This window comes from Streptomyces sp. NPDC002926, assembly GCF_053591755.1.
The window spans coordinates 64,558-79,728 of the sequence record NZ_JBSFUK010000022.1; the positions used below are offsets into that span (position 1 = coordinate 64,558).

The 15,171-nt window shown below is 68.1% G+C and carries 12 protein-coding genes and 2 tRNA genes; 5 read left to right on the plus strand and 9 right to left on the minus strand.

What is annotated here, in order from left to right; all coding sequences use genetic code 11:
* Positions 1 to 174 precede the first annotated feature (174 nt).
* Positions 175 to 1,179 (plus strand): glycoside hydrolase family 6 protein, encoded by a 1,005-nt coding sequence (locus ACWDZ6_RS25945; protein ID WP_351447709.1) that lies wholly within the window; start codon positions 175 to 177, stop codon positions 1,177 to 1,179.
* Positions 1,180 to 1,266: 87 nt separating this feature from the next.
* On the opposite strand, the gene ACWDZ6_RS25950 is transcribed toward ACWDZ6_RS25945, so the two are convergent.
* The 3 genes from ACWDZ6_RS25950 to ACWDZ6_RS25960 form a co-directional block, all read right to left on the minus strand.
* On the minus strand, positions 1,267 to 3,219 hold the full coding sequence (locus ACWDZ6_RS25950; RefSeq protein WP_451504753.1) for a galactose oxidase-like domain-containing protein: 1,953 nt from the start codon (positions 3,217 to 3,219) through the stop codon (positions 1,267 to 1,269).
* Entirely contained in the window at positions 3,216 to 5,141 is a 1,926-nt protein-coding gene (locus ACWDZ6_RS25955) for a glycosyltransferase family 2 protein (RefSeq protein ID WP_451504754.1), read from the minus strand. The genes ACWDZ6_RS25950 and ACWDZ6_RS25955 overlap by 4 nt, the downstream gene beginning before the upstream one ends.
* Positions 5,142 to 5,586: 445 nt before the next feature.
* Positions 5,587 to 5,660 (minus strand) — tRNA-Lys (locus ACWDZ6_RS25960).
* A 191-nt stretch (positions 5,661 to 5,851) separates the two neighbouring features.
* Here ACWDZ6_RS25960 and ACWDZ6_RS25965 point away from each other — a divergent pair.
* The 4 genes from ACWDZ6_RS25965 (at position 5,852) to ACWDZ6_RS25980 (ending at position 10,919) form a co-directional block, all read left to right on the plus strand.
* On the plus strand, positions 5,852 to 7,222 hold the full coding sequence (locus ACWDZ6_RS25965; protein WP_451504772.1) for a peptidoglycan-binding protein: 1,371 nt from the start codon (positions 5,852 to 5,854) through the stop codon (positions 7,220 to 7,222).
* Positions 7,223 to 7,331: 109 nt separating this feature from the next.
* Entirely contained in the window at positions 7,332 to 8,489 is a 1,158-nt protein-coding gene (locus ACWDZ6_RS25970) for an SPFH domain-containing protein (RefSeq protein ID WP_451504755.1), read from the plus strand.
* 127 nt (positions 8,490 to 8,616) lie between these two features.
* Positions 8,617 to 9,228: a lytic polysaccharide monooxygenase auxiliary activity family 9 protein gene (locus ACWDZ6_RS25975; protein ID WP_366730780.1), complete on the plus strand. Its 612-nt coding sequence runs from the start codon at positions 8,617 to 8,619 to the stop codon at positions 9,226 to 9,228.
* A gap of 26 nt (positions 9,229 to 9,254) precedes the next feature.
* Positions 9,255 to 10,919, plus strand: a complete 1,665-nt coding sequence (locus ACWDZ6_RS25980; protein WP_451504756.1) for an AMP-binding protein — start codon at positions 9,255 to 9,257, stop codon at positions 10,917 to 10,919.
* A 127-nt stretch (positions 10,920 to 11,046) separates the two neighbouring features.
* Here ACWDZ6_RS25980 and ACWDZ6_RS25985 read toward each other — a convergent pair.
* From ACWDZ6_RS25985 to ehuB, 6 genes are all read right to left on the minus strand, one after another.
* Positions 11,047 to 11,120: transfer RNA gene (locus ACWDZ6_RS25985), tRNA-Lys, on the minus strand.
* A gap of 85 nt (positions 11,121 to 11,205) precedes the next feature.
* Positions 11,206 to 11,964: an IclR family transcriptional regulator gene (locus ACWDZ6_RS25990; RefSeq protein WP_366730778.1), complete on the minus strand. Its 759-nt coding sequence runs from the start codon at positions 11,962 to 11,964 to the stop codon at positions 11,206 to 11,208.
* A gap of 167 nt (positions 11,965 to 12,131) precedes the next feature.
* On the minus strand, positions 12,132 to 12,926 hold the full coding sequence (locus ACWDZ6_RS25995; RefSeq protein WP_451504757.1) for an amino acid ABC transporter ATP-binding protein: 795 nt from the start codon (positions 12,924 to 12,926) through the stop codon (positions 12,132 to 12,134).
* Positions 12,916 to 13,566 carry an ectoine/hydroxyectoine ABC transporter permease subunit EhuD gene (gene ehuD, locus ACWDZ6_RS26000; RefSeq protein ID WP_366730777.1) on the minus strand — a complete coding sequence of 217 codons (651 nt, stop codon included), beginning with the start codon at positions 13,564 to 13,566 and terminating at the stop codon, positions 12,916 to 12,918. The genes ACWDZ6_RS25995 and ehuD overlap by 11 nt, the downstream gene beginning before the upstream one ends.
* Complete coding sequence (ehuC, locus tag ACWDZ6_RS26005; protein ID WP_451504758.1) at positions 13,563 to 14,291, minus strand: ectoine/hydroxyectoine ABC transporter permease subunit EhuC; 729 nt, start codon at positions 14,289 to 14,291, stop codon at positions 13,563 to 13,565. The genes ehuD and ehuC overlap by 4 nt, the downstream gene beginning before the upstream one ends.
* Positions 14,288 to 15,169 carry an ectoine/hydroxyectoine ABC transporter substrate-binding protein EhuB gene (ehuB, locus tag ACWDZ6_RS26010; protein ID WP_451504759.1) on the minus strand — a complete coding sequence of 294 codons (882 nt, stop codon included), beginning with the start codon at positions 15,167 to 15,169 and terminating at the stop codon, positions 14,288 to 14,290. Before ehuB ends, ehuC begins: the two co-directional genes overlap by 4 nt.
* Positions 15,170 to 15,171: the final 2 nt, after the last annotated feature.

The following is a 15,171-nucleotide window of genomic DNA, read 5'->3' on the forward strand; positions in this document are numbered from 1 at the left end:
AGTGTGACGAAACAGCTGGCACATGATATCCCCGCTGCCCGGTCACAGGATGTCCACGAAGCGAAGCCGGCCTCGTGGCGCTCACGGCGGGTGTGCCAGGATGGATTCGACCGGTCTTGTCCGGGACGGGGCGCCTGGAGACGGCCTGGAATCAGTGCACCCAAGGGGGAGTGGATGTACGGGAGTTGCACCGGGCATGCCCGGCTGTGCGTGGCCGCGGCGGGGGCGGTGCTGCTGCTGGCGGGCTGCTCGTCCGACGGGGACGAGGACAAGAAGCCGGTGGTGAGCCAGCAGCCCAAGGAGAAGGATCCGTACTGGGTCAATCCCGACGGGAAGGCCGCCAAGCAGGTCGCCTCCTACCGTAAGGACGGCGACGACAAGAACGCCGAGCTGATCACGAAGATCGCGGGTCAGCCGGTCGGTGAGTGGATCGGTCCGGACAATCCGGAGTCCGAGGCGAAGGGCTTCACCGAGGCGGCCGCCAAGACCGACCGGGACGCGCTGCTCGTCCTCTACAACATTCCGCACCGTGACTGCGGCCAGTTCTCCAAGGGCGGCGCGGCCGACGGCGACGCCTACCGGGCATGGGTGGACAAGGTCGCGCGAGGTATCGGCGACCGGCGGGCCACGGTGATCCTGGAGCCGGACGCGGTGCTGCACCTGGTCGACAGCTGTACGCCGCAGGAGTTCCACGAGGAGCGCTTCGACCTGCTCAAGGGCGCGGTCGAGCGGCTGAAGCGGCAGCCGAACACGAAGGTGTACCTGGACGCGGGCAACGCCGGCTGGTCCCAGCCCGATGCGCTCTTCGAGCCGCTCCAGCGGGCCGGCATCGACAAGGCGGACGGCTTCTCCGTCAATGTCTCCAACTTCTTTCCGACCGCGTTGAGCAAGGACTTCGGCAAGAAGCTCTCCGCGAAGGTCGGCGGAAAGCACTTCGTCATCGACACCAGCCGCAACGGCAACGGCCCGTACACCGGCGGTGACCCGAAGGAGAACTGGTGCAATCCGCCGGGCCGCGCGCTCGGCGAGGAGCCCACCGCCAGGACCGGTGACCCGCTGGTCGACGCGTATCTGTGGGTGAAGCGGCCCGGTGAGTCGGACGGTGACTGCAAGGGCGGGCCCAAGGCGGGCGAGTGGTGGCCGGAGTACGCGCTCGGTCTGGCGCGCAACACCAAGTAGCTTTCGCGGTACGGGAGAGGGCCCAGCAGCCGAGAAGCTGCTGGGCCCTCTCCCGTACGGTCGAGCGCTTGCGGATACGCTGCGGATCTACGGCACCTCGACCCACACACCCTCGGACGGGGTGCCCTTGTCGTCCGTCACGAAGAGCATGTACCAGCCGGACGGCACCAGCGCCCGGTTCTTCGGCACGGTGACCTGGATTCCGTCCGCCGTCTTCTTCATGTCGAGCGCGATCGAGCGCTGGTCGGTGTCGGTGACATGCGTGACGGCGCTCGGCCGCAGCAGCCTCGCCGTCTTGACGGACGCGGCGTTCTTGACCTTGAACGTGCCCGTGTCCCCACGCTTGATGGCCTTCGGCCCGCCGCTCACCTCGGGCTTGGAGTCCCTGTAGAGGTACGGCGGGGTGTAGATCTCGATGCGCTGCTCGAAGACGCCCGGCTTGGTGTTGGCCTTGTCCGCGAAGAGCGAGTCCGAACCGAAGATCATGACGCGGCCGTCGGGGAGCAGCACCGAGCCGGAGTGGTAGTTGCGCCCCACCGCGGGGTCGGCGACCCGCTTGTACGTGCCGGTCCTCGGGTCGTACGTACGCGCCTGGAGGACATTGGAGCCGCCGCGTCCGCGGTAGTCCGCGGACCCGCCGGTGACCAGGACCGAGTCGTCGGGCAGCAGCGAGGCGCTCGGGTAGCGGGTGCCCTTCTCGAGTGAGGCACCGTCCTTGAAGCGGGGGTTCGGCGCCTTGAGGTCGACCAGCCGGGACTTCTCGCTGGCCTTCTCGGACTCGCCGACCCCGCCACCGCCGATGACCATGAACCGCTGGTCCTGGGCGGGCGGCAGCATGACGGTCGCCGAGGTCTCCATCCTGTCCGGGTCGCTCAGGCCCGGGATCTTGTCGAACTTGTTCGTCTCCAGATCCCAGACGCCCGGGACGCGGCCGACGTTGGCGGGCCCGTACCCGGCATTCGAGCCGGAGTAGAAGAGCTTGCCGTTGTCCATCAGGAAGATCGCCGGGTAGGTGGGGAACTTCCGGATGATCCCGGTGTACTTCCAGGTCTTGGTCTTCGGGTCGTAGATCTCGTCCTTGCCGGGGACGATCTGCCCGATCTCGTCGAGACCGGAGAGCGAGAGGACCTTGCCGTCCTTGAGCGTGGTCAGCGTCGGGTACCAGCGGGCCTCGTTCATCGGGTCGACGGTGATGTACTTCTCCGCCACCGGATCGAACTCGTAGGCCTCCTTGATGCCCTGGAAGTCCTTCTTGTCGAGCGCGAGCTTCTGCGCGATGCCGTAGACATTGCGGGCGTCCGGGCCATTGAGGCCCTGCACCCGGTAGTTGTCCTCGGTACCTGTCTCGTAGTCCTTCCCGGACTCCTCGGCCTCGACATAGATACGGCCGAGGCCGGGGTCGTTGCGCAGGAACTTGCCGGTCTTCTTGTCGAAGACCTTCTTCGCCTTCTCCACCAGGACCGGGTCCTTGGACACGAAGGTCTTGCCGCTCTCCTTGCCGGTGAACTTCGTGCCGGCGGGCAGGGTCTTGGGCTCGTCGGGGTCCTCATTGTGGACGACCATCAGGCCGCCGGCCTTGGTGGTGTCGCCCTTGAGCTTCTCGTACCGCTTGGTGCCGCCCGCGACCAGCAGTTTTCCGTCGGGCAGCTGGGTGTGCCCGGCGCAGAACATGTCCTTGGGCGTGGGGATCATCTTGAAGTCATTGGTCTTCGGATCCCACAGCACCGACTCGAACTTCTTCGCGTCGAAGTTCTTCTGGTTGTTGCCGGAGCCCGCTATCAGCAGCACCTTGCCGGTGTGCAGCAGCGCGGCGTGAATCGTGTTGATCTTGTACTCGGCGGGGACGTCCAGAAAGTCCCAGTGGCCGTTGGCCGCCTTGTACTCCGGCTTGTTGATCTCGTAGTCGTGGTACTGCTCCGAGCCGAAGCGCCACATCGCCGGCCCGTTGAACCCGGCCACCACGACGACCACCGCCGCACTTATCGCCACCCGACGGGCGCGGTTCTTGCGGTGGTTAGGCCGCACGGGCATCGTGCTCATTTCTTACGTCCCCCAAGGGCGATCTGCATGGTCTGGTCGGTGGTGGCAGGGTGCGGCCGCTGCTGCGGCACATGGGCCTCCGGGGTGGGGGCGGGCGGCTGTCCGCCGCCGTGCCGCCGTCTGCGCTTCTTCTTCTCCTCGCGGATGCCGTGCCGCCAGACGAAGATCGGCGCTGCGGTGATCAGCAGAGCCAGCGTGGCCCAGGTGATCATCGCCGGATGGTCGTGCCCGAAGTAGAAGGAGGAGCCGAGTGATCCGCCGAAGACGAGGATGAAGAAGAGGTGGATCCGGAAGGTGCCGAAGAGGGTGTCCGGGCTGGACGAGTCGCCCTTGGGGGTCACGACGAAATTGCTCTTGCGGCGCAGTACGGCGTCCATCAGTGAGCGTGCGTAGATCGGCGCGGAGAGTGCGGACATCACCATGCCCGCGAGTCCGCCGGAGCCCTCGGGCTCGTGCGGCGAGACGTTGTGGCGGCGGTTCCAGATGTAGAGGCCGATCTGGAGTGCCGAGGCGTTGCCGTACAGCATCATCCAGATCGTCGGGTCGATCTGCACACCGGAGGCGCCCATACCCAGGAACAGCGCACAGCTCAGCGCCGCCAGGATCCAGTTGAGGGCCGACATCGGGTAGAAGATGATCATCATCGTGTAGTTGAAGAGCTTGCCCGGGGGCAGCGAGTAGAAGCCCTTCCAGTACTGCTTGATGATCGTCTCGTACGTGCCCCGGGACCAGCGCAGCTGCTGGGTGAAGAAGTCGGTCCAGGCGGTCGGGCCCTCGCCCACGGCAAGCACGTCCGGCGTGTAGACCGAACGCCACTTGTTCCCGGTGTCCGGGTTGCTGGCGCGGTGCATCTCGAAGCCGGTGGCCATGTCCTCGGTGATCGAGTCGTACAGACCGCCGATCTGCTTGATGGCCTTGATGCGTACGGCGTTGGACGTGCCGACGAACATGGGCGCGCCGTAGCGGTTGCCCGCGCGCTGGATCAGGGCGTGGAAGAGGAACTGCTGCGACTCGGCGGCCTTGGTGACGAAGGTGTCGTAATTGCCGTACACCTGCGGGCCGATGACGAAGCCGACGTCCGGGTCGCGGAAGTAGCCGAGCATCCGCTCCAGGTAGTTGGGCAGCGGGATGTGGTCGGTGTCGACGGAGGCGAAGAAGTCGTAGTTGCCGCCGTGCGCCTCGAGCCAGGCGTTGTAGTTGCCGTGCTTGGTCTTGGCCCGGTGCGGCCCCTTGGCCTGGTTCCAGTGCGCGATGCCCTTGCGGGAGAAGTGGTGGACGCCGAGCCGCGCGCAGACCTCCTTGACGGCGGGGTCGTCGCCCTCGTCGAGCAGCCAGACGTGCATCAGCCCGCGGTGCCGGATCCGCACGGCCGCCTCGAGTGTCTTCGTCACCATCTCCAGGGGCTCCTTGCCCGGTACGAAGGAGGTGAGGAAGGCGACCTTGGTGCCGGTCTCGGGCACCACGGGGACGGGGTCGCGTGCCACCAGGGTGGCGTGCGCGTTCGACAGGACGTTCATCGTGCGGAAGAGCTCGATCAGACCGATCGAGACGAGCATGACGACGTCGAGGATGAGCAGCGTGTCGTTCTTGAGGTTCGGGTCGCGCTCGGTCCAGTGTTGGGGCTGCATCAGCCAGGCGAACAGGCCGAGCGAGACCAGCGGCGCCGCGCCGAGCAGCAGGGCCGCCCGGATGCGGTGCGGCTCCTGCGAGAGCAGCGAGCGGTACTGCACGGTGTACGGCTTGGCCGGGTCGGGCTGGGTCAGGGGTCCGGCGAGCCGGCTGTAGTGCTCGTAGTCGTACCGCGGCAGCGCTTTCTTGGGGCGCAGTCGCTGCCCGGCGGTGCGCAGGTGCGCCGGTATCCGGAGCTGAGTCGTCCGGGAAGCGTCGTTGGGCTGCCGGGCGCCGTCTGGCGTCGACGTCATGAGTTATCCCCCCGCACGCAAGCTGGCTGCGTGAGCTGTGGTCGGTCGTTTCGTCCTGACCGTCGGTCCCCCTCGACCATCAGCCCTGGACGCATCAGTGGCGGGCCACCGTCACTACAGACACGAAACGGTCACCTGCTGGTTGCATGATGCCCGTAACGTGTTCGGTCTGTGAACGGGCCCCCTGCCCCGTATTCCGGCAGCGGGATTTTCCTCTCCAAATACGCCCAACTGCGTTAAAAGGATGCCCCATTGAGGGCATTGGCTCCAGGACAGGGTCTACGACCCCCGTCATGATCGCAAGGGTGAAACGGGGCGTTAATCGCTTATATGCGCGATTTGAGGCCCTCTTGCGGGCATGGTTCACACGGGCATTGAGTGGCCGAAAACGTCCGTATGTACGACCAAAGCCCCCTCACGCGCGGTGAGGAGGCCTTGGTTTGCGTGCGCCGCCAGGGACTCGAACCCCGGACCCGCTGATTAAGAGTCAGCTGCTCTAACCAACTGAGCTAGCGGCGCCTGCTGACCTCGAGAACTCTACCCGACGGCCGCGGGTGCTCATGACCATTCTCTGATCGTTCCGGCCTGTCGAATCGTCTTTTATTACCTATATCCCGTCAAAATGCGATGAGGCGGGACAGTTGGTGACCGACCGTGGGCGCCGGCACCCGTACGACAGTCCCAAGGGATCTTGATGAGTGCGGAGGGTAATAACGATGCCGGTGTTCGAGGAGTTCGAGCCCGCTGCCGACTGCCACTGCGCGGGCTGCGCCCAGCAGCACCGCGTCCTCGCGGCGGGAGGACACTCGAGCGCGCACGGCTTCCGCCGGGCGCTGGCCGTGTTCATCGCGGCGGGCGTGGTGCTCGGCAGCGGTGGAACAGGAGTGGCGGACGCCCTCGGCCCCCCGGCCGCTACCGCGCCGCCGGGCGAGGCTGTCGACGCGCGAGCCACCACGGACCCGGAGCCCGCGACCGAGCAGGGCCGCAGTGGGCCGCTGCACGGCCCCTCGGGCGAGTCGGCCACGCCCGGCGCGCCGCTGCACAGGACGACCCGCGCCGAGATCATCAACCGGGCCAAGAAATGGGTGAGCGCCCAAGTCCCCTACAGCATGGAGCGGTACTGGTCCGACGGATACCGCCAGGACTGCTCGGGCTATGTCTCGATGGCATGGGGCCTGGAGTCCAACGAGTGGACGGGGAGCCTCGCCGAGTTCGGCACCCGGATCACGCGCGAGGAACTCCAGCCGGGCGACATGCTGCTCTTCCACAACCCGGACAACCCGACCACGGGTTCGCACGTGGTGCTCTTCGGGGGCTGGACCGACTACACGCACACCAATTACATCGCGTACGAACAGGTGAAGCCGCATACCCGTAGGCAGGCCACGCCCATGGCGTACTGGACCAACTCCAGCAAGTACCTGCCCTACCGCTACAACGGCCTCACCAGCGCCGCGGTCGAGTCGGCGTCCACAAACGCCGGTGCCGCGACGGCCGTCTCTCCCGGCACGACTGTCTCCCCCGGGACGGTCGTCCCTCCCGGCATGGATGTCTATCCGGGGCTGGCGGCCTTCGGCCCCGGTGCGAACAACACATACGTCACCCGGCTCGCCGAGTTGCTCGCCGGCCGCGGCGGAAAGCACTTCTACCCGCAGGGGCCCGGACCGCTCTGGGACGCCCCGGACCGGCTGGCCACCCAGGCGTTCCAGCTCTCCCAGGGCTGGCAGGGCGCGGAAGCGGACGGGCTGCCGGGACCGGAGACCTGGCGGCTGCTGGTGACCAGGAAGGGCAGGAACATCACCGGCACGGCGGCGAAGCAGCCCGCCGGCAAGAGCAACGTCGCGCCCGCGTACCCGGGTGGTGACCACTTCCGTGCCGGCCGGTCCAGTCCTTTCGTCACGCAGCTCGGCCGGCAGCTGGTGAAGCGCGGCTACACCAAGCACTTCACGTCGGGGCCCGGGCCGGTCTGGGGTGAAGCCGACCGGCGCAGTGTCGAGGAGTTCCAGCGGGCGCAGGGCTGGCGCGGCGGCGCGGCCGACGGCTTCCCGGGACCCGAGACCTGGCGGCGGCTCTTCGGCTGACGGCACGCCTGTCCGGCGCGGCCGACGGGCCCGGCGGCGCGGCAGGGCGTCCGCCCGCGCTGCCCGGCAGAGCGGTGGCAGTACGGAACGACCAGTGGAGGTGGCAGTCATGAACACCACGACCCCGGAGCCGGACGGCACCGTGCCGTCCGACAGCCCGCGGCACACCCCGGTCATCGCCCAGGAGGTCACCACCGAGATCCCGGTGCACCTCCTCTTCCGCGAAGACGACTCCCAGCCGCTCGCCCCGTGGTCCACCGTCGTGCCGCGGCGTCAGAGCACCGGTGAGCAGCCGAAGGTCGGACGCAGACCCGCGTCGCCGCGGCCGGCAGCCGTCCAGACGCGGCCCGCGCCGCCCGTCGACCCGGACCTGGTCGAGCGGGCCGCGCCCGTGCTGCCCGGCTGGACCGCGGTGGTCGCCGGGCTGTGCGCGCTGGCCGGGATCGGCGCGTTGCTGTGGGGGGTCGGAGCGCTTCCGGGCAGGGTGACGAGGCCGCTCGGGCTGCCCTCGTATCCGTACCACGGCATCGGGATCGGGCTGTGGTGCCTGCTCACGCTGGGCGTACTGCTGACACTCTTCGCCTTCGGCGGGCTCGGATGCGGCCGGGTCGGACACGCCTGGGTGCTGACGCTCTTCGGCGACTACCAGGGGAGTGTGCGGCGTACGGGACTGGTGTGGGTGAATCCGACGCTGCTGCGCCGTGGGGTCGACGTACGGCTGCGGCACTGGCGCAGCGAACCGATGCCGGCGGTCGACGCGGACGGCACGGAGCTGCGCGTGGTGGTGCTGGTCGTGTGGCGGGTCAAGGACACCGCGCGGGCGGTGCTCGGCATCGAGGACCACGAGAGTTATCTGAGCGAGCAGGTCGGCGCGGCGATGGCGCGGGTGCTCTCGCAGCTGCCGGCCGACGCCTTCCACGAGGACGCGCCCACCCTGCGCGATGCCGAGGCGGTCGGCGACGCGCTGACGCGTCTGCTGTCGGCGGAGTGCGCGCCGGCCGGGATCCAGCTCTTCTCGGCGCAGCCGACGGCGATCGTGTACGCGCCGGAGGTGGCGGTCGCGATGCAGCGCCGACGGATCGCCGCGATCGACGCCAAGCACCGCGAGGGTGCGCTGACTTCGGTGGTGGACGCCGTGGACGACACCGTGAACCGGCTCACCGAACGCGGGCTCGTCGAGCTCGACGGCTACGGGCGCAAGGCTCTGGTGAAGGCCCTCACCGTCGCCTTCCACCAGGGGCGTCCGGGGCTTCCGGAAGGCTCGTGATTGGTCTGGACATGTTCAAGTTCCGTTAATACTCTGGTACTTGGTCTAGACCGGAAACCGGAATGTGTACTACCGCACGCGTGCAGCACGGCCCACAGAACTCCCCCACGTTCTCCTGGAGCGAAGCATGCGCAAACTCTCTCGATTCGCGGCTCCGCCGCGGGTAAGTGCGGCGATAGTCGGCCTCGTAGTGGCGGGCACCACCGTCCTCGCGACCGGCAGCGCCACCAGCCACGGCTACACCGACTCGCCCATCAGCCGCCAGAAGCTGTGCGCCAACCGCACGGTCGCCAACTGTGGCGAGATCATCTACGAACCCCAGAGCGTCGAAGGCCCCAAGGGCTTCCCTGCGGCGGGTCCGGCCGACGGAACGATCTGCGCCGGTGGCAACAGCCGCTTCGCGCAGCTGGACGATCCGCGCGGCGGCACCTGGCCCACCACCAAGGTCTCCTCGGGGCAGAACTACACCTTCCGGTGGCAGTTCACCGCCATGCACGCGACGACCGACTTCAAGTACTACATCACCAAGAACGGCTGGAACCCGAGTCAGAAGCTCACCCGCGCCTCGCTCGATTCGCAGCCCTTCCTGACGATCCCGTACAACGGCCAGCGCCCGCCGGCCACGCTCAGTCACTCCGGGACGCTGCCGTCGAAGTCCGGCCGGCATCTGATCCTGGCTGTGTGGACCGTGCATGACACGGGCAACGCATTCTACGCCTGCTCGGATGTTCAGTTCTGACAGGTAGTCAGTTACCGTGCGGCGCCATGATGAGTACCGTCGCGGAACTCGTACAGCGCCAATGGGGCGACCACCGGGTGGGGCTGAGCGACCAGAACGTCGCACTCAGCCACCACCAGGTCGCCGCGGGCGCCGCCGCACGGGCCGCGCTCCTCGTGGATCTCCTGCCGCGCGGAGCCGAGCCGCACCTCGGGGTACTGCTCGACAACACCCCGGAGTTTCCCCTGTGGCTCAGCGCGGCGGCCCTGGCCGGGGCCGCCGTGGCGGGCATCAATCCGACCCGGCGCGGGCCCGAACTGGCCCGCGACATCCTGCACACCGACTGCCGGGTACTGGTCACCGAACGCGCCCACCTTCCCCTCCTCGACGGGCTCGCCCTGCCGGGGGTACGGGTGCTGGTGACCGATCCCGACAACGCCGCGTACGCCGAGCTGCTCGCCCCGTACGCCGCCGCGGAACCCGGCGACGCCACGCTCGGGCGGGTCGGGCCCGGCAGTCGGCTGCTGCTCTGCTTCACCTCCGGGTCGACGGGCGCGCCCAAGGCCGCCATCTGCTCCCAGGGGCGGCTGGCGGCGGCGGGCGCGTCCCTGGTGCGGCACTTCGGTGTGCGCGAGGACGACGTCCACTACATCTGCATGCCGCTGTTCCACGGCAACGCGGTGATCGCCAACTGGGCACCGGCACTCGTGGGCGGGGCGGCGGTCGCGCTGCGCCGCCGCTTCTCGGCGTCCGGTTTCCTCGATGACGTACGGACATCTCGCGCGACCTACTTCACTTACGTGGGGCGGGCGGTTCAGTACCTGCTGGCCACGCCCGAACAGGACGACGACCGCGAGCACGGGCTGCGGCTCGGCTTCGGCACCGAGGCGGGCGCGGTGGACGCGGCGCGCTTCGAGGCGCGGTTCGGGGTGCGGCTGGTGGAGGGCTACGGCTCCTCCGAGGGCGGCGCGGCGATCCAGCGCACCCCGGACACCCCGGTCGGCGCGATCGGCCGGGCCGGCGCGGGGGACGACCTGGCGGTGGTCGACCCCGATACGGGGAAGGAGCGGGCGGCCGCGGTACTGGACGCGGGCGGACGGCTGCTCAACGGGTCGGATGCGATAGGGGAGTTGGTGAACCGGGGGCCGAACCCGTTCGAGGGCTACTGGCGCCACCCGGAGGCGGACGCGGCCCGGACCCGCGGTGGCTGGTACTGGACGGGCGACCTCTTCTTCCGCGACGCGGACGGCTTCCTGTACTTCGCGGGACGCACGGACGACCGGCTGCGCGTCGACAGCGAGAACCTGGCCGCCGCGATGATCGAGAACATTCTGGCCCGGTGGCCGGACGCGGCGGGAGTGGCGGTCTACGCGGTGCCGGACCCGGTGGCGGGAGATCAGGTGATGGCGGCGCTCGCGTTGCGGGACGGCGTCTCGTTCGATCCGGTGGGATTCGGGGACTTTCTGGCGTCGCAGACGGACTTGGGTACGAAGATGGCGCCGCGCTTTGTGAGAGTGCTGCGGCAGCTGCCTGTGACCGCGACGAACAAGATCCACCGAGTGGCGCTCCGGCGCGCGGGCTTCGGCTGCGAGGAACCGGTCTGGTGGCTGCCCCCGGGCGGCGCGGCCTACCGCCGGCTGACGAAGGCGGACAGGACGGCGCTGCTGGCGCGGTACGGGGACCACGGCAGGGCGGATCTGCTCGCACCCTGAAGTGCGGCCGCGGGTTGCCTCCGCCGTGGGCGCCAGGACTCGGGGCGACGGGCGTGGCGGTTGCCTCCGGCCCCGCAAACGCCTCTGGGGCCTCTCGGATGACCGAGAAGCCCCAGATGATCAGTTGTGCGCCGCCAGGGACTCGAACCCCGGACCCGCTGATTAAGAGTCAGCTGCTCTAACCAACTGAGCTAGCGGCGCTTACTGGCACCAGCCGCGCGCGGCTGATGACTAGCTAATAGTACCTGGCCCCGGGGGGTGGTCCGGACACCCGTCGGCGTCCGCCCTAGATCGCCAGCGACAGCACCACCGGCGCCGCCTTGCGGTTGAGCGTGTCCGCCGCCGCGCGCAGCCGGTGGGCGTGTTCGATCGGCAGGGACAGCGCCAGGCAGCCCACTGCCGAGCCCGCCGTCAGCGGAACCGCCGCGCAGACCGTGCCCACCGCGTACTCCTGGAGGTCCAGCATCGGGACCGTCGGGGGCTGGCTGTCCAGTTTGGAGAAGAGCAGCTTCTCGCTGGTGATCGTCCGCGACGTGAGGCGGGCGATCTTGTGGCGCGAGAGGTGGTCGCGGCGGCCGTTCTGGTCGAGCTGGGTCAGCAGGCATTTGCCGACCGCGCTCGCGTGGGCGGCCGAGCGGAAGTCCACCCACTCGTTGACCTTCGGCGTGCGTGGGCTGTCGGCGAATTGGGTGATCTTCACCTCGCCGTCGATGTACCGGCTGATGTAGACCGCGGCGCCGACCGAGTCGCGCAGCTCGGTGAGGGTCTCCTGCAGCTTCGCCTGGAGCGCCTGCTGGCGGGTGACCCCGGAGCCCAGCAGGATCAGTGAGTCGCCGATCACATAGGCGCCGTCGGCGACCTGCTCGACATAGCCCTCGCGGCGCAGCATCGCCAGCATGGGGGCCAGGTGGCCGGTCGGCAGGCCTGTCTCGCGTGCGACCTGGACGTCGGTGACACCGCCACCGTGCTTGGAGATCGTTTCCAGGACACGCAGGACATACTGTATTGAATGGAACGGCGCGGTCGGCTCGGGCTTCAGCGCCACGGTTTCCCCCTAGCAGGTTGTGACCGCAAGTTTCCCTACCACGATAGCGGCCAAGAGCCGTTCAGAGGGCGCCTGTTGGCGAGAAGTATCGTGCGCCCCGGCGTCATACGCTGGGGCGCACTCGCTTGGCATATGCCAGCGTCACACTTACCGGTAGGAGTAAGTGGTCAGAGCACCGCACCGAGAAACTCGCGGGTACGATCATGCTCCGGCGCGGAGAAGATTTTCTCCGGAGATCCGGACTCGATGACCTTGCCGGAGTCGAACATCAGCACCTCGTCCGAGATGTCCCGGGCGAAGTTCATCTCGTGTGTGACGCAGAGCATCGTGATGTCGGTGGAGCGGGCGATGTCCCGCAGCACGTCCAGCACACCGGCGACCAGCTCGGGGTCGAGCGCCGAGGTGACCTCGTCGAGGAGCAGCACCTGCGGCCGCATCGCCAGCGCCCGGGCGATCGCCACCCGCTGCTGCTGGCCGCCCGACAGCTGCGTCGGCTTCGCGTCGCAGCGGTCGCCGAGGCCGACCAGGTCCAGCAACTCCTTGGCGCGCTCCTCCGCCTCGTCCCTGGACATGCCGAGCACCCGCACCGGGGCCTCGGTGATGTTCCGCAGGGCGGTCATGTTCGGGAACAGATTGAACTGCTGGAAGACCATGCCGATCTGCTTGCGTGCCTCGCGGCGCTCCTTCTCCGCGGCCGGGAACAGTCGCTGCCCGTTCACCTGGATCGTGCCCCGGTCGGGTGACTCCAGAGTCATCAGCAGCCGCAGGATCGTCGTCTTGCCGGAGCCGGAGGGGCCGATCAGCGTGACGTGCTTGCCCGGCTTCACCGAGAAGCAGAGATCGTCCAGCACGGTGTTGTCGCCGAAGCTCTTCGTCACATTCTCGAAGCGGATCAGCTCACCGGACTTGTCGGGGATCGTGGTGGCGGGGGTGGCGATATCGGGGGTGGTGTCAGGAGACAAGGCGGCGCTCCAGGGCTCGTACGAGAAGAGAAGCCGGGTAGGCGATGAGGATGAAGGCGATGCCGATCACGGTCAGCGGCTCGGTGTACTGGAAGGTCGCGGCGCTCTCGAGCCGGGACTGCTGCAGCATCTCCAGTACGCCGATCGCGGCGATCAGCGGTGTGTCCTTCAGCATCGCGATGACGTAGTTGCCGAGGGCCGGCGTGATGCGCCGGACCGCCTGCGGCAGGATCACCGCGGACCAGGTGCGGTGGGCGGGCAGGCTCAGTGCCTTCGCCGCCTCCCACTGACCGGCCGGCACGGCTTCGATACCGGCCCGGTAGACCTGCGCGGTGTACGTCGAGTAGTGCAGCCCGATGGCGATCGTTCCGGTCGTCAGTGCCGAGAACTGCACGCCCCACTCCGGCAGTACGAAGTAGAGGAAGAAGAGCTGCACCAGCAGCGGGGTGGTGCGGATGAACTCCGTGACGACGTTCACCGGCCACCGCAGGAAACGGGTCGGCGCCCTGAATCCGATCGCCCAGACCAGGCCGAGCGTGAAGGAGATCAGCGAGCCGAGTACCAGGATCTGCAGCGTGACGAGCACGCCGTCCCAGAAGCGTGGCATGAAGTCCGCGACGGCGGACCAGTCCCAGGTCACTTCGAACCACCTCCGGGGGTGGAAGTGGTGACGGCCCGCCTGGCGAACCACGCACCGGGGCCGCTTCCGGGAACCGCGATGCCGATGTTCCGCTTGGTCTTCTTCTCCAGCGCCTTCATGGAGCGTGTCACGACGAACGCGAGCACGAAGTAGATCACCAGGCTGATGGTGTAGATCTGCGCGCTCTCCTGTGTGGCCAGGCGCACCAGGTACGCGGCGAAGGAGACGTCACCCACGCCGAGCAGCGACACCAGCGCGGTGCCCTTGAGCAGCTCGACCAGCAGATTGCAGAACGGCGGCATCATCTCCGGCACCGCCTGCGGCAGCAGGATCAGCCGCATCCGCTGCCAGGGCGTGAAGCTGAGTGCGACACCCGCCTCGCGCTGCGCGGGAGTCACCGCGTTCAGCGCGCCGCGCACGATCTCCGCGCCGTACGCGCCGTAGGAGAGTCCGAGCGCGAGCACCGCGGCCCACATCGGGACCAGCTGCCAGCCCAGCAGCGGCGGCAGCACGAAGAACAGCCAGAACATCAGCACCAGCGCAGATGTGCCGCGGAAGATCTCGGTGTAGAAGCCCGCGAGGAAGCGGACGAGGCGCGAGCGGTGGGTGCGGGCGATGCCGACCGTGAAGGCCACCGCCGTGGCCAGCGCGGCGCTGTACACCAGCAGTTGGACGGTGATCCAGATGCCCGGGAGTACCCAGTTCTGCCAGAGTCCGGCTGTCATCGGCACAGCTCCTTGGCAGTGAGCTTGGTCATCTCGTTCTCGGTGAAGCCGAACGGGCGCAGAATGCGGAAGAGTTCGCCGCTCTTCTTCATCTTGTGGATCTCGACATTGAAGGCGTCGCGCAACTCCGTGTCGGTGGGCCGGAACGCGAACCCGCCGCCGTCGATCTTCTTCTTGCCGTCGACCACGGCCGCGAACGGCTCGGTCGCCTCCGCCTTCGCGCTCTTCTTCACCACCTCGCGGGTGGTGAGCGCGGTGCCGGCGAAGACGTCGACCCGGCCCGACTCGACCGCGTTCAGCCCCGCCACCTGGTCCTGGAGGATGACGATGTCCTTCTCCGGGTAGCCGGCGGCGACCGCGTAGTCGATCTCCGCATAGCCGGTGCCGGTGGCGAATTTCGCCTTGCTCCTCACCACGTCCTCGTACGTCCGCAGTTTCTTCGGATTGCCCTTGCGCACGATGAACGAGTCGAGCATCTGGTACTCGGGGTCGGCGAATATGACCTGCTGGCAGCGCTCCTTGTTGATGTACATCCCGGCCGAGACGACGTCGAACTGCTGGGAGTTGAGACCCGGGATGAGCGAGGCGAAATCGGTGGCGACGGGCTGGACGGTGTCGATGCCCAGTCGTTTGAAGATGACACGGGCCAGCTCAGGGGCCTCGCCGGTGAACTCGCCGTTCTTGTCGACATAGCCGTAAGGCACCTCGCCCGCGATGCCGAGGCGCACCGTGCGCTGGGACTTCAGCCGGGCCAGGGCGTCCCCGGAAGGCACCCGTCCGCAGCCCGCCGCGCCCGCGGCGCCGAGCGCACCGGCGGCAGCGGTGCCGAACAGCAGTGTGCGTCTGCGTATCGATCCTGCTTGTCTTGTACGAGCCATGG